At 65.8% G+C, this 20854-nt stretch carries 16 protein-coding genes; 13 read left to right on the top strand and 3 right to left on the bottom strand.

The features are described 5' to 3' along the window. The first annotated feature begins 75 nt into the window (after nucleotides 1-75). The gene (locus SSO01S_RS01000) at nucleotides 76-1014 is read left to right on the top strand and encodes a LysR family transcriptional regulator (RefSeq protein WP_245646540.1); all 939 of its coding nucleotides are present in this window, start codon (nucleotides 76-78) and stop codon (nucleotides 1012-1014) included. Here SSO01S_RS01000 and SSO01S_RS01005 read toward each other — a convergent pair. Next, complete coding sequence (locus SSO01S_RS01005; protein ID WP_245646541.1) at nucleotides 1011-1415, bottom strand: ExbD/TolR family protein; 405 nt, start codon at nucleotides 1413-1415, stop codon at nucleotides 1011-1013. The two genes, SSO01S_RS01000 and SSO01S_RS01005, sit on opposite strands and share 4 nt — an antisense overlap. Nucleotides 1416-1533: 118 nt before the next feature. Here SSO01S_RS01005 and SSO01S_RS01010 point away from each other — a divergent pair, with 118 nt between their 5' ends. From SSO01S_RS01010 to SSO01S_RS01030, 5 genes are all read left to right on the top strand, one after another. Further along, on the top strand, nucleotides 1534-2496 hold the full coding sequence (locus tag SSO01S_RS01010) for an ABC transporter ATP-binding protein (RefSeq protein ID WP_083942759.1): 963 nt from the start codon (nucleotides 1534-1536) through the stop codon (nucleotides 2494-2496). Further along, nucleotides 2489-3343, top strand: coding sequence for an ABC-2 transporter permease (locus SSO01S_RS01015; RefSeq protein ID WP_066793819.1), 855 nt, complete (start codon nucleotides 2489-2491; stop codon nucleotides 3341-3343). Before SSO01S_RS01010 ends, SSO01S_RS01015 begins: the two co-directional genes overlap by 8 nt. Before the next feature lie 253 nt (nucleotides 3344-3596). Next, a complete protein-coding gene (locus SSO01S_RS01020; protein ID WP_066793828.1) occupies nucleotides 3597-4538 on the top strand; it encodes a hypothetical protein in 942 nt (313 codons plus the stop codon). 76 nt (nucleotides 4539-4614) lie between these two features. Continuing rightward, nucleotides 4615-6933, top strand: coding sequence for a penicillin acylase family protein (locus tag SSO01S_RS01025; protein ID WP_439646545.1), 2319 nt, complete (start codon nucleotides 4615-4617; stop codon nucleotides 6931-6933). An 89-nt stretch (nucleotides 6934-7022) separates the two neighbouring features. After that, nucleotides 7023-9854 (top strand): M16 family metallopeptidase, encoded by a 2832-nt coding sequence (locus tag SSO01S_RS01030; RefSeq protein ID WP_066793831.1) that lies wholly within the window; start codon nucleotides 7023-7025, stop codon nucleotides 9852-9854. Here SSO01S_RS01030 and SSO01S_RS01035 read toward each other — a convergent pair whose 3' ends face one another. Beyond that, the gene (locus tag SSO01S_RS01035) at nucleotides 9855-11018 is read right to left on the bottom strand and encodes a serine hydrolase domain-containing protein (protein ID WP_066793835.1); all 1164 of its coding nucleotides are present in this window, start codon (nucleotides 11016-11018) and stop codon (nucleotides 9855-9857) included. A 56-nt stretch (nucleotides 11019-11074) separates the two neighbouring features. On the opposite strand from SSO01S_RS01035, the gene SSO01S_RS01040 reads away from it, so the two are divergent. From SSO01S_RS01040 to dacB, 7 genes are all read left to right on the top strand, one after another. Continuing rightward, a complete protein-coding gene (locus SSO01S_RS01040) occupies nucleotides 11075-11959 on the top strand; it encodes a LysR family transcriptional regulator (RefSeq protein WP_066793838.1) in 885 nt (294 codons plus the stop codon). Between the two features lie 68 nt (nucleotides 11960-12027). Further along, nucleotides 12028-13020, top strand: a complete 993-nt coding sequence (gene dgcN / locus SSO01S_RS01045) for an N-acetyltransferase DgcN (RefSeq protein WP_066794252.1) — start codon at nucleotides 12028-12030, stop codon at nucleotides 13018-13020. Then, nucleotides 13020-14003 carry an N-acetyl-D-Glu racemase DgcA gene (gene dgcA, locus SSO01S_RS01050; RefSeq protein ID WP_066793841.1) on the top strand — a complete coding sequence of 328 codons (984 nt, stop codon included), beginning with the start codon at nucleotides 13020-13022 and terminating at the stop codon, nucleotides 14001-14003. The genes dgcN and dgcA overlap by 1 nt, the downstream gene beginning before the upstream one ends. Beyond that, on the top strand, nucleotides 14003-15565 hold the full coding sequence (locus SSO01S_RS01055; protein ID WP_369404233.1) for an N-acyl-D-amino-acid deacylase family protein: 1563 nt from the start codon (nucleotides 14003-14005) through the stop codon (nucleotides 15563-15565). The genes dgcA and SSO01S_RS01055 overlap by 1 nt, the downstream gene beginning before the upstream one ends. Before the next feature lie 106 nt (nucleotides 15566-15671). Then, complete coding sequence (locus tag SSO01S_RS01060) at nucleotides 15672-16916, top strand: dicarboxylate/amino acid:cation symporter (RefSeq protein WP_066793844.1); 1245 nt, start codon at nucleotides 15672-15674, stop codon at nucleotides 16914-16916. A 10-nt stretch (nucleotides 16917-16926) separates the two neighbouring features. Continuing rightward, on the top strand, nucleotides 16927-17553 hold the full coding sequence (locus tag SSO01S_RS01065; RefSeq protein ID WP_066793847.1) for a peptidylprolyl isomerase: 627 nt from the start codon (nucleotides 16927-16929) through the stop codon (nucleotides 17551-17553). Between the two features lie 82 nt (nucleotides 17554-17635). Further along, nucleotides 17636-19066 (top strand): D-alanyl-D-alanine carboxypeptidase/D-alanyl-D-alanine endopeptidase, encoded by a 1431-nt coding sequence (gene dacB / locus SSO01S_RS01070; RefSeq protein ID WP_066793850.1) that lies wholly within the window; start codon nucleotides 17636-17638, stop codon nucleotides 19064-19066. Between the two features lie 503 nt (nucleotides 19067-19569). Here dacB and SSO01S_RS01075 read toward each other — a convergent pair. Continuing rightward, nucleotides 19570-20769 carry a dipeptidase gene (locus SSO01S_RS01075; RefSeq protein ID WP_157073571.1) on the bottom strand — a complete coding sequence of 400 codons (1200 nt, stop codon included), beginning with the start codon at nucleotides 20767-20769 and terminating at the stop codon, nucleotides 19570-19572. Nucleotides 20770-20854 lie beyond the last annotated feature (85 nt).

Genomic DNA, 20854 nt, shown 5'->3' on the forward strand with positions numbered 1-20854 from the left:
TCCTCTCTCCACCCAGGTGCACGGCACCATTGTTATGTGATGAAACTAGCGGCGGCGTCTGATATAATCCAATGCATGAGTAGCATGCTCGATATTCTCACAGCGAATGTTCGCAAGCTCGACATCGGTACGCTAATTGCGCTCCAGAAGCTGCTGACCGAACGCAATCTCAGCCGCGTCGCGCGCGAGATGGGGCTGTCGCAGCCCGCGATGAGTCACACGCTGGCGCGCCTGCGCAGGATCTTCGACGATCCGCTGCTGGTGCGGGACGGCGGCGGTTTCGCGCTTACCGCGCAGGGCGAAGCGCTGCGGCTGCGCCTCGATCTCGCGCTTCCGGCGATGGTCGACCTGTTCCGCACCGGCGAGTTCGATCCCGAACGATCGAATGCGGTGTTGAAGCTCGCGATCACCGATCATGCCGGGCAGGTGCTGCTGCCGGACATCGCGGCCACTCTGCGCGAGCGCGCTCCGAACATACGGCTGTCCGTCGCGGTCATCCCGAACCGGCAGACCGACCTCGCCTATCTGGATGCCGACCAGTACGACATGCGGATCGGATGGCTGCGCTCGCTACCGGGCGCGTGGCACCGGCGAAAGCTCCTCGACGACCGGATCGTTGTGATCGGGGCGAAGGATCATCCCGATCTACAGGACAAGCTGACGCTCGAACGGTTCCTCGAACTGGATCATATCGGGCTGGAAAGCGAGCGGCCGATCTACCCGAACCTGATCGACAGCTATCTGGCGGCCAAAGGCTTCGAGCGGCATGTCGCCATGCGCATCTCGCATTTCTCGATCGTGCCGACGATCGTCGCAAAAACGCGGATGGTCGCGATGTTTCCAGAGCGTCTGGCGAACACCTTTCTCGATTCGATCAGGATCGCCGACACGCCGCTCGATTTCCCTTCGCACGATTTATCACTGGCGTGGCATCCGCGCGTTCATACATCGCGCGAGAGCATCTGGTTGCGCGGCCTGATCGTCGAGTGCGCCCGCGCCCATCGCGGCGACTAATCGGGCAGGGGTTCGTGCCCGACAAAGCCCAGCCGGGTGATCCCCGCACGCTTGACGACGGCCAGCACGGCATCGAACCGGGCGTATCGTGCGTCGGGATCGGTATGCATCTGAAGCACCGCCCCCGGGCGATCCCGGATCGCGGCCAGCGTGGCGGCCAGCATCTCGTCAGGGATTGCGCGACCGTCGAGCGACAACGCGCCGGCTTTGTCGATATGCAAAAGATGCGGTTCCTCAAGCGCCGCCTTTGGCGGCCCGTTTGGCAGGTCCAGCGGGAGCTTGTGGGTGGCAACGGGCAGGCTGAGAAGCATGATCACGAGGAGCACCAGCATGACATCGATGAACGGCGTCACGTTGAGTGTCTTGAAGTAGGTGGGTTCGGAAGTGCCCACATTCGCCATGACATCTCTCCTCATCGTGTGATGATGCAACATATCATTTAATTCCGGTCACGCAACAGACGAGCGGGCCGCGTCTATGAAGGCGCGCGGGGTACTTTGGCGCTTGCGCTCGCGGCGAATGACGGCACACTCGATCGCACTGAGCAGGGAGCGCGGCGAATTGCAGATCGGTGAAGGTGCGGCGGTCCTGGAGGTCGCGGGACTGAGCAAGACCTATGGACGCGGCGGCGTGCGCGCGGTGCAGGACGTGTCGCTGACCGTGCGCGCGGGCGAGGTCTATGGCTTTCTGGGTGCGAACGGCGCGGGCAAGAGCACGACGATCCGGATGCTGTTGGGGCTGATCACGCCGACATCCGGCGCGATCCGCCTGTTCGGTGAGGACTTCCACATCGGCCAGCCGCTGCGGCGCGTGGGCTCGCTGGTTGATGGCGGGGCATTCTATCCGTTCCTTTCGGGGCGGCGGAATCTGGAAGTACTTGCCCGAACCGAAGGGCAAAATGACGATCGCATCGAGGGGCTGCTCGCGCAGGTCGGGCTCACGCGGGACGCGCATCGCAAGGTGAAAGGTTATTCGACTGGCATGCGCCAGCGGCTGGGCGTCGCGGCGGCATTGCTCAACAACCCCGACCTGATCATCCTCGACGAGCCGGCAAACGGTCTTGACGCGGCAGGCATCCAGGAGATGCGCGCGCTGATCCGCGGACTCGTGGCCGACGGGACGAAATCGGTGTTCCTTTCCAGCCACTTGCTCAACGAAGTGCAGCAGCTTTGCGACCGGGTGGCGATCATCGATCGCGGCATGCTGATCCGCGAGGCGACCGTGACGGAATTGCTCCACGAAGAAACCAGCCTGCGGATCGTGGCCACGCCACAGGAACAGGCGCAGACAGTGCTTTCGGCAAGCTGGCCGTGCGAAATCGCGGGGCAGGGGCTGCTGGTGCGTGCGGAGGCCAAGGACGCGCCCGATATCCTGCGCAGGCTGGTGGCGGCTCAAATCGAAGTGTTCAGCATGGCGCCGACCCAACGCTCGCTGGAGGAAGTCTTCCTTGCGATCACCAACAAGGAGGCGGCCGATGCGTAATCTGATCGCAGCCGAAAAGCGCAAGCTGCTGCCGCACAAGGCGACCTGGCTGCTCGTCTGGGTCTACCCGATCGTTATCACCGTGGCGCTGATCATCGGCCTGCTCTCTAAGCTGTGGGGCGCTCCCGCCCCAGCGGACGACCCTGTGACGGCCGCGGCATGGATCGCGGATACGGCCTTCGTCTGGCACATCCCGTCAATGGCGTTGTTCCGCTATTTGATCGGCGCCTATTTTGCAGTGGTGTTCGCCGGCGAATATGGCTGGAACACCTGGAAGCTGGTGGTGCCGCACGCGGCGCGATGGAAGCTGCTGACCGCCAAATATCTGGTCGCGACAGGCTTCCTCTATCTCGCCTGGTTCCTCGCCGCTTTAGCCACGGTGCTCGTGACGCTGGTGCGGGCGGGCCTGCTGCCCGAGCCGGTGCCCACAGACGTTACCGCGTTCGGCATCCTGAGCGGGCATTTCCAGATCCTGTCGCTCGGCATCATCCCGGTGGTGCTCACCGCGCTTTATGCGAGCCTGGCGGCGATCCTTACGCGATCGACCCTGGCTTCGTGCATCATCACCATCGTCGCGGTGACCATGGACGATCTGTTCGGCAAGATCGTGCAGGCGCTGAGCGCCCTTGGGATGACCTGGCTGGCTGTGCCCTATCGCGTGCTTCCGGGCTATCATCTGGAGAACGTCGCGAACTGGGCGCAAAAGGGAGCGGCGTTTCAACTAAAGCTGATGGACGGTACGGTGATCGTCTATCCCCAGGCATTTTCGTTCGCGGTGCTCGCCGCGTGGATCCTGGGGCTGGGGCTGATCACATTCGTTAGCTTCCGGCGGCAGGACATCAACTAGGCTGTTAGTCGAGCGTTACCGCGTAGATTATTGGGAAATCAGAATAGATCGCTGAAATTGTACAAATGAATGAGATGACGCAAAGCCATGCCTGAGCTATGGCGCTCTCCGGCCGGGGGGCTGGTTTTGGTCACGCACTGGGGGATGATTGCATCCTGCCAGGATGCGCCTTCGCACTGCACCCGGCAGCACCGAGTGGCGGAGTGTTTGAAACCTTGTCCCCAATCCCCAGTTTCCAAGCGATAGCTGCGCGATGATTGAGAGCGGCACGCACGCACCCGATGTGCCGCCGGCCGTCTTCGACGGTCCGCCCGGCACCGCTTTGCGGCTCGAACGCCCGGATCAGCGGATCGCCGACTATGTCAGCGAATATTACGTCCACGATTCCGACAACCCCAATCTGCTGGGCGCGATTGAATGGGCGATGCCGGGATCGGCCAATCTGCGCCTCTTCTTTGGCGATCGCCCCTATAATGTCTGGATGGCGTCGCGGGCCTTCAAGCCGGTGCCGGTCGCGGCGTTATATGGCCCGACGAGCCGTGCTTCGCGCTTCGAAACGTTCGGAGGGGCGACGGTGGGCATGAACATCACCGCGCCTGGTTGGGCGCGGTTGATCCGCAAGCCAGCGCATCAATTCCGCGACCGTATCGTCCCGATCGCCGAAGCGATCCCGGGCGATTTCAGCGCGCGGCTGTTCGCGGCGCTGGCGGCGTCGGACAAGGGGCCGGAAATAAAAGGGGTGCTCGATGCCTTCTTCCTTGAGGAATTGGGGCCGCCGAACCCGGACGAGCCGATGATCCGGCGGATCATGGCGCTTCTCGTCGACGAGACCGTCGATAGCCTCGCGGAAATCGCGGCAAAGGTGGATCTTACCGCGCAGCAATTGCGCACCTTGTCGCTGCGATATTTCGGCTTCCCGCCGAAGCGCCTGCTCCGCCGTGCGCGTTTCCTGCGCTCGTTGCTGAGAATGTACGCTGCGGGCGGGGAGGCGGATTACAGCCTGCGCTCACACAGCTATTTCGACGTCTCGCATTTCCTGCGCGATGCCGAGGAATTTCTGGGCATGACGCCGCGGCGTTTCATGGCGATGCAGACGCCGTATTTGCGCCATCTGCTGACTGCGCGACAGGCGGTCTTCGGCGTGCCGACGCAGTCATTGCTCTCCATCGGGGAAGATCCGAGCACCTCCGAATAGCGCCATAGCCTGCGCCTATGCCTGCCCAAGCGCTCGCAATGGCGCAATTTCCGCGCGACGCGGCTAGCGTGCTGCCATGGCAAGGATGACTAGCCGGCGCGCATTTCTCCTCGGCAGTGCCGCGACCGCGATATTGGCGCCGGCAGCGCCTTTGCTGGCACAGCGGCGCGTGGCGGCGGGGCTATCGACAACGATCGAGATTCTCGATGATCCCTACGGCGTTCCGCACATCCGCGCGCGTTCGATTCCCGACGCCTATTTTGGGCAGGGCTATGTGGTCGCGCGCGACCGGATGTTTCAGATCGATCTGGCGCATCGCCGCGAGATGGGCCGGCTGGCCGAAGTGTTCGGGCCCGAATTCGCGGCGCATGACGCGGCGGCGCGGCTGTTTCACTATCAGGGCGACCTGGCGGCGGAGCTTGCGCGGATTCCGGCCCGATATGTGGAGTGCGCGCGCGCCTATGTCGCGGGGGTAAACGCGCGGATCGACGAAGTGATCGCTAATCCGGAATTGCTGCCGCTTGAGTATCGGATCCTGGGCATCCGCCCGATGCGCTGGGCGCTGCGCGATCTGATCGTGGCGCGCGGCGTTTCGGCGGGGAATGCAGACGACGAGGTCCGCCGCGCCCGGTTGGCTGCGATGGGGCTGCTGGAACTGGACCAACTCCGCGCGCCCCTGCGCCCGGCATGGGAATTGCGCGTGCCGGAAGGGCTGGACGCGGCGGCGGTTTCGGAAGCGGATCTTGGGGTGCTGCGTCTGGGCGGGTTGCCCTATGGCGCGATCATCCCCGACGCCGTCGAACGGGCGAATGCCGGAAGCAATGCCTGGACCGTGGGGCCGGAACGCAGCGCGACGGGCAGGCCGATCCTGGCCAACGACCCGCATCTGGGGATCGGCAGGTTCGGCCCTCGTCATGTCGTGCATCTAACCGCGCCGGGCCTCGACGTGATGGGCGCAGGCGCGCCAGGCCTGCCAGGTATCATGCAGGGCCACACGGATCATTTTGCGTTCGGGAGGACAAACTTCCATATCGATCAGGAGGACTTGTTCGTCCTTGAGCTGAATCCAGAGGATCCGGAGCAATATCGGCACGAGGGAAGCTGGAAGCGCTTCGAACGGGTCGAGACGCTTATCGCCGTGAAGGGCGCGCAGCCGAAACAGGTCACATTGCGCTACGCGGTGCAGGGACCGGTGGTTTCGCACGCTCCGGCGAAGCGGCGGGCGACCGTGCTCGGCTCGATCGAGCTCCAGCCGGGCGCAAGCGGCGCCATTGCGATGATCGCGATCAACCTGGCGCGCGACTGGGATGACTTGCGAGAGGCGTTCGCCTTCCATCCGTCGCCGACCAACTTCCATTATGCCGATATGGCGGGAAATCACGGCTGGCAGGTGATCGGGTTTTCGCCGGTGCGCCGGAAGGGGGACGGGCTGCTCCCGGTGCCGGGCGACGGGCGGTATGACTGGACAGGGCTGCGCGATTATCGGGCGCTGCCGGGCGACTATAATCCGGCAAAGGGGTGGTTCGCCTCGGCCAACCAGAACAACCTTCCCGATGACTGGCCGCGCGACCGGATCCCGGCCTTCTCGTTCCGCGAACCCTATCGCTACGAACGGATCGCCGAGGTGCTGGCGGCGCAGCCAAAGCATAGCCTGGCGGACAGCGTCGCGCTCCAGCACGACACGCTCTCCGCGCCCGCACGCGCGCTGATCGCGCTGCTGCCCGGGCAGGGCGGCCCGGCGGCGGCGATGCTGCGCGGCTGGGATGCACGGGTGGATGCCGGAAGCGGCGCGGCTGCGTTGTTCGAGCTGCTATGGGCCGATCTCAACGCGCGCACGACCGCCACGATCGTGCCCGAGCGTGCGCGAGGGCTGATTGGAAACATCGCCCCATCGGTGATGCTGGAGCTGCTGGAGCGGCCCGATGCCCGGCTGGGCCCGGACCCGGCAAAGGCGCGCGACGCGATGCTGGCGGCGTCGCTCTCGGCTGCGTGGAGCAGCGCGTCGGCGCGCATGGGACCCGATCCCGCCGGATGGCGCTGGGGGGCTTTGCACAGGGTTCGGCTGACGCATCCCCTTTCGAGCATCCCGGCGATCGCAGCGGCGTTTCCGGTGATTGAGGGCGCGGATTCGGGCGGTGACAGCTACACTGTCATGGCGCGCGGGATCAGCGGCTCGCAGGTCGGCAGCGGCGCGAGCTATCTGCAGGTGATCGATGTCGGCGCGTGGGACAATTCGGTGATGCTCAATCTGCCGGGCCAATCGAACGATCCGCGCTCGCCGCATTACCGCGATCAATATGAACCCTGGGCGCAGGGAAAGATGCTGCCGATGCTGTTCAGCCGCGCTGCGGTGGATGCGAAGGTCATCAGCCGCACGACGTTGCATCCGCGCTGAAAGTTCAAGACCCCGGGCCGGAGGCGTATTGCGTCGATACTACAGTTGTGATGATCTGCGCGCCTGATCTTACCTGAAGGATTCTCCCGATGCCCCATCGCCTTGCCACAGCGTTTCTGCTTGCCGGCGTCGTGCTGCCTTGCGCGGCATCTGCCCAGACCGCGCCGGCGCCGATCGCCGTGCCCCCGCTGGCCTTTACCGAGCGGACGCTGCCCAATGGGCTGAAGGTGATCGCCATCCGCGACACGACCACGCCCACCGTATCGGTGCAGGTCTGGTACGATGTGGGTTCGAAGCACGATCCGGAGGGCCGCAGCGGCTTTGCCCATCTCTTCGAGCACATCCTGTCGCGCAAGACGCGCAACATGCCCTACAACATGATCAACCGGCTGACCGAGAATGTCGGCGGGGTGCGCAACGCATCGACCTGGTTCGACCGCACCAATTATTACGAGACCGTCCCCGCGCAATATCTGGAGACCATGCTGTGGACGCATGCCGAGCGCATGGCCCGGCCGGTTGTTGACGCGGACGTGTTCGAGACCGAGCGCAAGGTGGTGAAGGAGGAATACCGCCAGCGCGTATTGTCGCCGGCTTATGGGCGGATGCGGCTGGTGCTCGATGAGAACAGCTATGACACGCTGCCCAATCGGCGATCGGGGATTGGGAGCCTGGAGCAACTCGACGCAGCGACGCTGGAGGATGCCCGCGCTTTTCACGAGGCCTATTACGGGCCGGACACGGCGACGCTGATCGTCGCGGGCAATTTCGATCCCAAGACGCTCGATGCGCTGGTGAACCGCTATTTCGACAGCATCCCGCGCCGCAAGAATCCGATTCCGCTCGCGATCAGGGCGGTGGAGAAGCCACGGACCAGCCCAAGGCTCGTGACTGCTTATGCGCCGAACGTGCCGTTGCCGCAGATTGCATCGACATGGCGGATCCCGGGCTGGACGGACCCCGATATGGCGGCCCTGATGGTGCTGGACGGCATCCTGGCCACTGGCGACAGCTCCCGGCTGAAACAGGCGCTGGTGTTCGACAAGCCGATCGCGACTTCGGCCTATACCAATTTCTCGGACGTGGAGGATGGCGGCTTCCTCGCGCCGATCGTGACCCTTGCGAGCGGGACCAGCGTGGAGGATGCGGAAAAGGCGCTCGCCGCCGAGATCGCGAAGCTGCGCGACCAGCCGGTCACCGCCGCCGAACTGGCCGAAGCCAAGAACGAGATCCTCGCATCGGCGCTGCGCGGGCGCGAGACGGCTTCGGGGCGGGCGTTCGCGCTTGGCGAGGCGCTGATGCGGTCTGGTGATACCCAGGCGCTGGACAGGCAGCTCGCGCAGATCGGCAAGGTGACGATCGCCGATGTGCAGCGTGTGGCGCGCAAATATCTGACGCCGGAATCGCGCGTGGACATCCGCTATCTGGATGAAAGCAAGCGCCCCGCAGGCGAGAAGGACAATTGGGCGAACCCGGTGAAGATGCCCGTCTGGGCTTCGGTCCCGGCCGCGACCGGAAAGGCGCTAACGCTCGCGCCCGAAGGGGAGCGGCAGAACCCGCCCGAGCCCTCTGCCGCGGTGCCGGTGACTCCGCCTGCTATCGCCGAAAGCCAACTCGCCAACGGGATGAAGCTGGTGAGTGCGCGCACGGGCGATGTGCCGATCGCGACGATCGTTCTGGTGTTCAAGGGCGGCAATTCGACGGACCCGGTTGGCCGCGCCGGGCTAGCCGCGATGGCCGCGCAACTGGCGACCAAGGGAACCTCCTCCCGCTCGGCGAAGGAGATCGCCGCACAGCTGGAAGCGCTGGGTGTCGGTCTAGGCACAACCGCCGGCGCCGATGGCACGGTGCTCAGCATTTCGGGGCCGGTCGCCTCGCTCGAGGCCGCGGGCGAGATCCTGGCGGATATCGCGCGCAACGCGTCGTTCCCGGCCGACGAATTCGGGAAGGAGCGCAAGCGGACGATCGACCGGCTTAAGGTGAGCTTGAAGGACCCGGGATCGCTGGCGGGGATCACGCTAACCCGTGCGATCTATGGCTCTAGCCCTTATGGCGGCGTTAGTACCCCCAAGTCGCTGGGAAGCATGACGCGAGAGGATCTGCTGGCGCAACGCGATCGCTGGTGGCGGCCCGATAATGCGACGCTCATCGTCACCGGGGGCATCGAGGCGGCGGATTCGAAGCGAATTGCGGATAAACTGTTCGGTAGCTGGAAGGCTTCGGGGCCTGCACCCGCGCTGCCCGCAGCGCTGGGCGGCGACCCCGCCAAGCCGCGACTGATTGTCGTGGATATGCCGGGCGCGGGCCAGGCGGCGGTGGTGGCGGGCCTGCGCATCCCCGAGCGCAGCGATCCGTCTTTTCCCGATCTGATGGTCGCCAACGCCGTGCTGGGAGCGGGCTCCAACGGTCGGCTGTTCCAGGAGGTGCGCGTCAAGCGGGCGCTGTCCTATGGCGCATATAGCTCGCTCGCCGGGCGGGCGGGGCCGGGGGTGATGGTGGCAAACGCGCAGACCAAGAATGAGAGCGCGCCCGAGGTTGTCGATGTCATTCTTGCGGAGATCAAGCGGCTGTCGACGGAGCCGCTGGATGCAACCACGACCGCGCAGCGCGTGGCATTCCTGCAGGGCGGAATCGGACGCCAGTCGGAAAGCAGCGCCGGATTCGCATCGACGCTCGCTTCGCTCACGCTGCAAGGCTTGCCGCCCGCGACCGCCGCGACGCTGCACGACCGGCTCGGCGCGGTGACGCCCGAGGCCGCCGCCGCAGCAGCACGCGCTTCTGTTGATAGCAGCCGGGCGAGCATCGTCATCGTCGGCGATGCCAAGATGTTCCTCGACAAGCTTCGCGCGGCGCATCCCGAGGTGGAGGTGATTCCCGCAGGGTCGCTCGATCTGGATGCGCCCGTGCTGGGCGGGCGCTGATCAGTCGAACGGACGCGCCTGTGCTTCCTCGGTGAGGCTCCATGCCGAGCGCTTGCCGGGTGTGGCAGGCACATCGGTGGAGAAATAGGCGACGCCGGTTCCGCTCTTGCGATCGATCCACAGGCCGGATTTCAGGCCATAGGCTTCGCCCGCATGGCCGAAGCGGCGCACGCCATCGCCGAAAGGATCGTCGCGGCAGCCGGAGACCGGCGTGGCCAGGATCTCGGTCGCGAGACCATAGGTGCAGTGAAAGCCATTGTCGTTGTCGGCATTCGAGCCGTTGTACGTCCAGAGCGGGGTTTCGAGGATCGCGACCGAGCGGGGGTGGAGCAGGCGCACGCCGTCCAGCGTGCCGCGATTGATCAGCATGCGCCCGATCCGCGCCAGCCCGCGCGCGGAAATGCGCAGGCCGCCCTGCGGCGCGAAGGTCGCGCCGTTGCGGCCCGGCTTCCAGGCCGAGAGATCGCAGCTTCCGTCGGTGGCCGGGGTGACCGGGCAGGCGGGCAGGGCACCCCGGTGATCGTCCTTGGTCGGCTGGCGCGCGCGGTAGATCGTCACGGCGCGTTTGATGGCGTCTTGCGAGCAGGTGACGAACTGGAAACAGGCATCGAGCTTGAGCGGCTTCAGGACCAGCCGGTCCATCAGCCTGTCGAAGCGCTCGCCGGTGACCTTTTCCATCGCGGCCGCGACAACCGGCGTGTTGAAATTGGCGTAGTGAAACCAGGTGCCGGGGGCATGCGCCGCGTCCCACGCTTCGGGCTGTTCGAGGATCGCGCGCATGTCCGCATCGAGCGGCAGGACGTAATCCAGCTTGTCGGTAAGGCTAGACTGGTGGGAGAGCAGCAAGCGGAGCGTGATCGGCTTGTCCGGGAAAGCGGGGTTGCGCAGCTTCCAGCCGAGATAGTGTGAGACATCCGCATCGAGGTTCAGCCTGCCTTGCTCGACGAGGCGCAGCACGCCGATCGCGACGACCATCTTGGAGATCGATGCGACGCGCACCGGATCGTCCACGCCGATTGCTCGCCCGGCGGCGATGTCGGCCAGTCCCGAGGCGCGGATGCCGGTTTCGCCCTTTGCATCGAAGGCCACGCGGACCTGAGCGACGGGTGGTGCGGCGGGATCGGTTTGGGGCGCGGCCGCGGCGAGCAGGAGGCTGAGCAACATGCCCGCAACATGACTCCGCCTTTCTCTTTCCGCAAACTCCGATAAGCTGCCCACCTATGAACTTAAGGCATATCGAGATCTTCCACGCGGTGTACGTCAACGGGTCGGTCAGCGGCGCGGCGCGGGCGCTCAACGTGTCGCAGCCCTCGGTTTCGAAGATGCTGCGGCATGCGGAATCGCTGCTGGGGTTCCAGCTTTTCCAACGCGCATCGGGCCGGCTGGTGGCGACGGAAGACGCGCATGCGCTGTTCAGCGAAGTCGCGGAGATCCAGGACCGGGTCTATGCGCTGCGCGAGGCGGGGCGGAACCTGCGGCGGGGATCGGGCGGCATGCTGCGCATCTCAGCGCTGCCCAGCCTAGCGCTGAGCGTGCTGCCCAATGCCGTGGCGCAGTTCCTGCGCACGCACGAAAGCGTGAAGTTCGATCTCCAGACGGTTCATCACGACGATCTCCTGCGCAAGCTGTACGAGCGCGAGACCGAAATCGCGGTCGCCTATGAAGTGCCCTATGCCGCGCCGATCGGTGCCCGGAAGATCGGCACGGGCGAGCTCGTGGCGCTATTTCGCGAGCAGGACATTCCCAACCCGCCCGAGCGCATCCGGATCGAGGCGCTGGCGGGCAAGCGCTTCATCAGCGTCGCCCAGAGCGGCCCGATCGGCCAGCTTTTCACGCAGGAATTGCAGCGAACCGACCTGGAGCTGGACGAGGTCGTCTCGGCCCGGACCTTCTACATTGCATCGGCGCTGGTAGCGCAGGGCGTGGGGGTGACGGTGGTGGACAGCTTCACTGCGCACGCTTCGCTCGCGCCGGGGCTCGCGATGCGCCCGCTGGAAAATCCCCTGCGCTTTGACGTGAACGCGATGTTCCTGACCAATCGGCCGCCGACCGTGCTCGCTACCGACTTTCTCAAGGCGTTCGAACGCGCGGTCGCCGCCGTATAGCGAACGGTTATGGCGGAGCGCGCATAATATATGCCCGCTCGTTCGTGTTGCGGGATACGGATGTGGAGATGATCCCTGCACCGTATCTATTGTATCTCGGGCACAGCGCCGACTTTATTGGCATCAAGACCTCGCGCGGACTTGCGACGTTCCGGCGCGACGATTGCGTGGGCGAGTTTCGCCACGACGATTGCCCGCTGACGCTCGATCTGCCGCGCCTGACGATGGCGGAGGGCGCTGCGGCGGGCGCGAAGACGCTCGTGCTCGGCATCGCCAATTCGGGCGGCAGCATGGGCGAGGATCTGATCCAGGATGCGATCGCCGGGCTGGAGGCGGGGATGAACATCGCCTCGGGCCTGCACCAGCGGCTGCGCGACGAGCCCCGGCTGGTGAAGCTGGCGGAGAGCAAGGGACTGCAGCTTTTCGACGTTCGCGATCCGCCCGCCGATCTCAAGGTCGGCAATGGCTATGCGCGCGCCGGACGGCGGCTGCTGACGGTCGGCACCGATTGTTCGGTCGGCAAGATGTATGCGACGATCGCCATCGCGGATGCCATCCGCGCGCGCGGGATCAAGGCGGATTTCCGCGCGACGGGGCAGACCGGGATCCTGATCGCGGGCGCCGGCGTGCCGATCGACGCGGTGGTGGCCGATTTCATCTCGGGCGGGATCGAGATGCTCGCGCCCGCGCGCGACGATGATGGCTGGGATGTGATCGAGGGGCAGGGCTCGCTTTTCCACCCGAGCTTCGCCGGCGTATCCACCGGCCTGCTCCACGGCGCGCAGCCCGAAGCGCTGGTGCTCTGCCACGATCCGAGCCGCGAACATATGCGCGGGCTTCCGGGGCGCAAATTGCCGAGCCTGGCGGAATGTCTCGAGGCCAACCTCCAGGTCGCGCGGCTGACCAGCCCGGACGTTCGCGCGGTGGGCATATGCCTCAATACGTCGGGGCTCGGTCGCGAGCAGGCGCTCGAGCTCTGCAAGATGACCGAGGCGGCGTTGGGCCTGCCCTGCACCGACCCGATCGCGTTCGGCGTCGAAGCGATCGTCGACGCGCTCTGATGCGCAGGACGCTGCGCGCACAGGCCGAACACTTCCCGCTCACGCAACCCTTCCGAATTTCGCGCGGCGTGAAGACGCAGGCGGACGTGGTAACCGTGTCGATCACCGACGGCGAAGTGACCGGGCGGGGCGAGGGCGTGCCCTATCCGCGCTATGGCGAGAGCATCGACACGACGCTGGCGGCGATCGTCAACGTGCGCGCGGCGATCGAAGGCGGGGCGGGCCGGCACGCGCTGCAGAAGCTGCTGCCGCCGGGCGCGGCGCGCAACGCGGTGGACTGCGCATTGTGGGACCTGGAAGCGCGCAAATCGGGCAAGTCGGTCGCCGAGATGATCGGCGCGCCCGAGCCGGCGCGGCTGGCGAGCGCGCTGACCGTGGTGATCGATACGCCCGAGGCGATGGCCGCTGCCGCGAAGGCGATTGCGGGCGCGCCGCTGCTCAAGATCAAGGTCGATGCGAACGACCCCGAGGCGCAGATTCGCGCGGTGCGCGCGGCGGCGCCGGATTGCCGGATGATCGTCGATCCCAATGAAAGCTGGGACGAGGCGCTGCTGCGCGCGATCGAGCCGCTGCTGGTGGAACTGCGCATCGATCTGCTCGAGCAACCGGTGCCTGCGGGCGCGGATGAATGGCTCGAAGGCTTCGCGTCCAAGGTGCCGATCTGCGCCGACGAGGCGGTGCACGTCGCGGCGGATCTGGACGTGGTCGCACGGCGCTATCAGGTGGTGAACGTAAAGCTCGACAAGGCGGGCGGGCTCACCGCCGCTCTGGAGCTGGCGCATGCAACCCATGCACGCGGGCTGGGGCTGATGACCGGCTGCATGGTAAGTTCTTCGCTGTCGATCGCGGCGGCGCTGCATGTGGCGCGTATGTCTGATTTTGTGGACCTTGACGGCCCCATATGGCTGGCGGAGGATCGCGCCGGTGGGGTACGCGACGAAGGCGGAATGCTGCTGCCGCCCGTTCAAGGTTTTTGGGGATAATGATGAAGGTCGCGCTGCTTCTCGGGACTTTGGCCCTTTCGCTGGGTGCCGCGACCGCACCGCCGCAGAAAGTCGATCTGCTGATCCGGGGTGGCACGGTTTATACGGGCAACGGAGCGCCGTTTGTCGGCGATGTCGCAATCCGTGGCGACCGGATCGTTGCGGTCGGCCGCCATGCCAATGTGATCCCCGCGCGGACGATCGAGGCGAAGGGGATGATCGTCGCACCGGGCTTCATCGATCCGCACACGCATATGGAGGGCGATCTCGCCTCGAAGGATCCGGCGCAGCGGCTGGTTCCGGCGTTCCTGATGCAGGGCGTGACGACCGCGTTCTTCGGCAATGACGGCGGCGGCGATCCCGATATCGCCAAGGTGCTGGGGCGCGCCAAGGACCACCCCGTCGGCATCAACTATGCGGCCTATGCCGGCTTCGGTGCGATCCGCGCGAAGGTGGTGGGGGCGGACAATCGCGCGCCGACGCCCGCCGAGATGGCGCAGATGAAGCGCCTGGTTTCGGATGCCATGTGTCAGGGTGCGCTCGGCCTTTCGACCGGTTTGTTCTATGCGCCACAGAGCTTCGCCAAGACCGAGGAAGTGATCGAACTCGCGAGGGAAGTGGGCAAGCGCGGCGGCAGCTATGACAGCCATATCCGCGACGAAAGTTCGTATACGGTGGGGCTGGCCGCAGCGATCGACGAGGCAATCCGGATCGGGCGCGAGGGCAGGCTGCCCGCGCATATCAGCCACATCAAGGCGCTGGGCGTCGACGTGCAGGGGCAGGCGGGCGCGATCATCGCCAAGGTGGAGGCCGCGCGCCGTGCCGGGCAGATGGTGACGGCTGACCAATATCCCTGGTCTGCTTCGGGCACGAGCCTGGTGGCTTCGCTGGTGCCGCTCTGGGCACAGGATGGCGGACGGCCGGCCTTGCTGAAGCGCTTCGCCGATCCGGCGCTGACGACGAAGCTGCGCGAGGGGATCGCGGAGAATATGCGCAAGCGCGGCGGCGCGGAGAAGCTGTTGATCGTCGAAGGGCGCTACCTCAACAAGACGCTCGCCGCCGTTGCCAAAGAACGCGGCGAAGATGCCGTGACGGCGGCGATTGAGACGATCAGGATCGGCGATCCGGGCGTGGTTTCGTTCAACCAGAGCGAGGCCGACATCAAGGCGTTCATGGCACGTCCATGGGTGATGACCGGGTCCGATGCATCGGGCGGGCATCCGCGCATCTATGGCAGTTTCGCGCGGAAATATGCTTACTACGTCAAGGATCAGCGTGTGCTGACGCTTGGCCAGTTCATCTATCGCAGCTCGACGCTGACGGCCGACACGTTTGGGCTTGCCGGGCGCGGGCGGCTGACGGCGGGGGCGTTTGCCGATGTCGTCGTGTTCGATCCCAAGACCTATGCCGCGCAGGCGACCTATGAGAGCCCCAAGCTGCTCGCCACGGGCGTGCGCAGCGTCGTGGTCAATGGTGTGCTGGCGGTGGACAAAGGCAAGATGACGGGCAAGGCTGCGGGGCGGGCATTGGCGCACACGCCGACGCGGGGGACCTGCGGCTGATACGTCGCTGCGGTGCTTCCGCGAAAGCCGGAGCACAAGATCATGGGCGAGCCGCTTGTCGCCTTAAGCTTCGGCGGTTGCGGGGGGACATCGGGGGGAGTGTTTGATGCTTAGGGCATGGTTCGCGATCGCGCTGTGGAAGCGGGTGCTGGCGGCGCTGGCGCTGGGGCTGGTGTTTGCGTTGGTCGCGCCCAAGGCGACGCCGTCGGTGATGTTCATGGGCGATCTGTTCGTCCGCGCGATCCGGATGCTGGTCGCGCCGATCGTGCTGGTGACGATCGCTTCGGGGATCACGGCGCTGGCCGATCCCAAGCGGCTGGGCAGCCTTGGCGGGCGGACGATCGGGCTGTTCGCTTTCACCACCGCAGTCGCGGTATCGATCGGCATGTTGGTCGCGACGTTGGTGCAGCCAGGCGTCGGTGCGCCGCTTGGCACGGCGACCGCGCACGCGCTGGGCGAGCCGGTGACGCCGTACCAGCAGCTCATGGGCATCATTCCGCTCAATATCGTCGATGCGCTGGCGAAGGGCGACATGCTCGCGCTGATCTTCGTGGCGGTGCTTGTCGGGGTCGGGACGGTGATCGCGGGGGAGGCGGGCAAGCCGTTCGCGGCGATGCTCCAGTCGCTGTCCTCGGTGCTGCTCAAGATTGTCGGCATCGTCATGGAGGCGACGCCGTTCGGGGTGTTCGCGCTGATCGCCAATGCGGTCGCGGCGAACGGCGCGGCGGTGTTCGTCAATGTCGGCTGGCTGGCGCTGGCGGTGGTGCTGGGCTCACTGATCCAGATCGTGGTGGTCCACAGCCTGATCCTCAAGCTGGTCGCCAAGCTGCCGCTGCTGCCTTTCTTCCGAGGCATCGTGGATGCGCTGGTGGTGGCCTTCTCGACGGCTTCCAGCTCGGCGACGCTGCCGGTGGCGATGCGCGTCGCCGAGAAGAATCTGGGGGTTGGGCGCTCGATCTTCTCGACCGTTCTGCCGCTTGGCGCGAGCATCGGCAAGGACGGGACGGCGTTGTATGTCGGTCTGCTGAGCATGTTCGCCTTGCAGGCGTTCGGCGTGCCGCTGACCCCGCAGGTCTATGCGGTGGTGCTGCTGACCGGCGCGCTGGCCGCGTTCGGGACGGCACCGGTGCCCTCCGCCTCGCTGTTCATGCTCGCAGCGGTGCTCTCTGCGGTGGGCGTGGCGCCCGAGCAGACGGCGCTGGTCGTTGGCTTCGTGCTACCGTTCGACCGGCTGCTCGACATGACCCGCACCGTGCCCAGCGCTTGCGCCAACCTGACCGTCGCCACGACTGTCGCACGGTGGGAAGGCGAGCTGGACGAAGCCATATATTGTTCAGCCAAGGACGACTAAACGCCGCTCCATGCGTTTCCTGACCCTGATTCTCGCGCTGTTCCTGCTCGGCAACAGCGCTCCGCAAGCCCCTGGCACCGTCCGCGTCCGGCTCGTCACTTCGGCGGGGAACATCGTGCTGGCGCTCGATGCGAAGCGGGCGCCGAAGACGGTCGCCAACTTCATGGCCTATGTCGATGACGGGCGGCTCGACGACACCGAATTCTACCGGGCGACGCGGCGCAAGTCCGATCCGCGCTTCGGCTTCATCCAGGGCGGCATCGCGCAGGACGCGCGGCGGATGCTGCCGCCGTTGGAGCTTGAGCCGACCAGCAAGACCGGGCTTCGGCACCTCGACGGCACGATATCGATGGCGCACGGGATCAACGAGAATGCGGCCAATGCCAACTTCTCGATCATGGTCGGCCCCAATCCCGGGCTCGACGCGAGGCCGGGCAATAATGGCTATGCCGCGTTCGGGCAGGTGATCCAGGGCATGGACGTGGTGAAGCGCATCCTGGCGCTGCCGACCGGGGGCGGGCGCGACGCGATGAAGGGGCAGATGATCCTGTCGCCGATCAAGATCATCCGTGCCGAGCGGATCGATGGCACGCCCAAGCCAACGGGCCGGGTGAAGCCCTGGCTGATCGGGCGATAACGCGGATCCATGCGCGGGGGTTATGCCCGCCCGACGCATCGCATGCTTGCCGTTGAGCGCGTTCCGGCTAGGCTCACACCCCATGAAACACGCGCTCTTCCTCGCTCTGGCGCTTGCCGCCGCCACGCCCGCCGCCGCGCAAGACCTTCGCAGCCAGGTGCAGGCAAAGCTGGAGGAGGCCGCGCCCGGCACGCGCTTCGGGCTGGTCGTCGCGACCGAGGATGGCACCGAGATCGTCGCGATCGACCCTGACGGGCGCTATATCCCGGCATCGAACACCAAGATGTTCAGCACCGCGGCGGCCTTTGCCACGCTGCCTCACGTCAACGCGCCCGACCCGTTGAGCGGCACCGGCGTGCGGATCGACGGGCGCAACGTGGTGCTGGTGGGCTATGGCGACGCGCGGGTTTCCAGCGCGGCGGACTGCAAGGTCAATTGCCTGATCGAGCTGGCCGATGCGGTGGCGGCGAAGACCAAGCGCGTGCACGATGTGATCGGCGACGATACGGCCTTTCCGGACCAGCGCTGGAGCCCCGGCATGAGCTGGAACAATATTCCGACCCGATCGGGCACCGGCATCTCCGCGCTGACGCTCGACGACAATGAGGTCGAGCTGACTGTGGCGCCGGGCGAGCCGGGCAAGCCGGCCAAGATCACGCTGGGTTCGGACTATTACACGATCGAAAACCTGACCCTCACCGTGGACAGCGGCGAGACGCGGATCGGCTATGACCGGCTGCCGTTCGAGCGGGTGGTGCGCGTGACGGGCACGATCCTGAAGGACGCGAAGCCCGATGTCTCGCGCATGGGGATCGACGATCCGGCGCATTATGCAGCGTGGCGGCTGAAGACGCTGCTGGAGGCGCGCGGCGTGAAGGTGAAGGGGCAGGTGCGCGTGGTGCACCGCCCGCTGCTGCCCGGCGACGATCCCGAGTTCCGCAAGGCGCCGTTCGCCCATGCGCGCGAGCCCCAATTGCTGGCGCGGCTGACGCCTTCGCCGCTGGCCGAGGATCTGAAGATCATCAACAAGATCAGCCAGAATCTGCACGCCGAGCTGGCGCTGCGCCGCGTATCGCGCGCGAACGGCAGCGGTTCGATCGCCGACGGGGTCTTCGAGGTGGAGACGATGCTGAGGAGCGCCGGCGTGGCGCGCACCGCCTGGGACCTGTCCGACGGATCGGGCATGTCGACCTATAACCGGGTGAGCCCGCGCGGCATGACGCAGTTCCTTCGCTGGATTGCGGCGCAGCCCTGGGGCGCGCAGTGGCGCGATACGCTGCCGATCGGCGGGGTGGACGGCAGCCTGCGCAGCCGCTTCAAGGGCACGCCGCTGGAGGGCAGGATCTTTGCCAAGACCGGCACGATCAACGCCACCAACGGGCTGGCGGGCTATATGATCGCGGCGAGCGGCAAGCGGCTGACCTTTGCGATGTACGCCAATGACGTGCCCTCCGGCGCATCGGCGACGCGGATCATGGACGCGGCGCTGAACCTGGTCGCGGCGGCGAACTGAGCGCGGAAGGTGACACTAAGGTGACACCAACGCGCGCGTTTTGCGGCGTGGAGATTGCGCGGGTTTTTTGCCGTCACGGGGCCTGTTGAACCGACGATTTGAAAGAGCGGCGGCAATGCCGACCGGCTGAGCCAAGCAGGCGAAATCCTACATTGCAAGGGTAATGTGGGGGCGGTGGCTGGTGCGTAAGTCGTCATCCCGGCGTCCGTGCCGGGATCCCCGGTTCGGCGGGGGGGGGGATGGAGGCGCAAGGGTTGCGCGGGAGGCGCGGTGGACCCCGGCACGGGGCCGGGGTGACGGGGGGAGTGCGGTGCGTTCCCTGAGCACATGCTGCGGGGCGTGGTCTCCTTCCCTGTGGGGAGTGGCATCCAAAAATCGTCATCCCCGCGGAAGCGGGGATCCAGGGCCGCGCAGGGTGTCGGCTGTAACCCTGGGTCCCCGCTTTCGCGGGGATGACGGTTATCAGTTAATCTGACTTCGGCCGTCCTTTCGCCGGCGTCGGGCTACTTCGCTGCGTTCTTCGCGGCCCAGTCTTCGGCGGCCTTGAGGAGGCGGAGGGTGTTGCCGCTCCAGATCTTCTCTATGTCGGTGTCCGAGAAGCCTTCCTTGCGGAGGCGGGCGGTGATGCGGGGGAGGCGGGAGATATCTTCCATGCCGCGGACACCGCCGCCGCCGTCCCAATCGGCGCCGATGCCGACATGATCGACGCCCATCACCTTGATGGCGTGGAGCAGGCTCTTCATGAACAGCTCGAAATCGGGCGCTGCATAGGGATCGGTGGCATCCGCCACGGCCTTGTCCGCGATCAGCTTGCGCTGCTCGGCGTCTGACAGCGCCCACCAGTCATCCTGCCTGTCCTGCACAGCGCCGCGTGCCTTGTTGTCATCATAGGCGACGAGGAAGACGCTGTTGATCTGCATCACGCCGCCCGCCTTGGCGAGCTTGCGCATCCGATCGTCATCGAGGTTGCGTGGGTGATCGAAGATCGCCTTGGGCCCGGAATGCGAGAGGATGATCGGCGTTTTCGACAGTGCCAGCGCCTGATCGAAGGTCTCATCGCTCGAATGGCTGAGATCGACGACCATGCCCAGCCGGTTGACCTCGGCCAGCCACTGCTTGCCCAAGGGGCTGAAGCCGCCCCAGGTCCTGGTTTTGCCGGTGGTGCTGTCGGCGAACTGGTTGTTCCGCGAATGGACGGGCGAGGCCATGCGGACGCCGTGATCGTAGAACCATTTGAGCAGCGAGAGATCCTCGCCGAGCGGATAGCTGTTTTCGATGCTCTGATAGACGAAGCGCTTGCCGGTCTTGGCGATGCGCGCGGCATCGGCGGCGGTGGTCGCGAAGGCCAGTTTCTCGGGATTGGCGGCGACGACGCGCTGGATCCACATCGCGCGGGTGAGCGCGGCGTTGCGCGCCTTGGCATAGCCCTCCGCCGTGAGATCGCCTTGCCCCGTGTAGATCACGAAGAAACCGCCATCGAGCCCACCCTGCTCCATGCGGGGAATGTCGACCTGGCTCTTGTCGAAATCCACGTTGTGCCAGCGATTAAAGTCCCAGCCGGGGTGCTCGAAGAATTCGGGGGTGTCGAGGTGCGTGTCGAGCGTCAGCATCTGCTCATGCGCGAGGCGATCGGCGGGGGTGACGGGATCGTCCTGGAGCGGGGTGGCCGCGAGTGCGAGGCTGAGTGCGAGCATAGAGAACATGGTGACTTCCTAACGTCTTCGTCATGCTGAACTTGTTTCAGCATCCATCGTCCAACAAGCAAATTCCGCCCCCTGTTGAGGGTTG

Source organism: Sphingomonas soli NBRC 100801 (assembly GCF_001591025.1).
Taxonomy (GTDB): Bacteria; Pseudomonadota; Alphaproteobacteria; order Sphingomonadales; family Sphingomonadaceae; genus Sphingomonas; species Sphingomonas soli.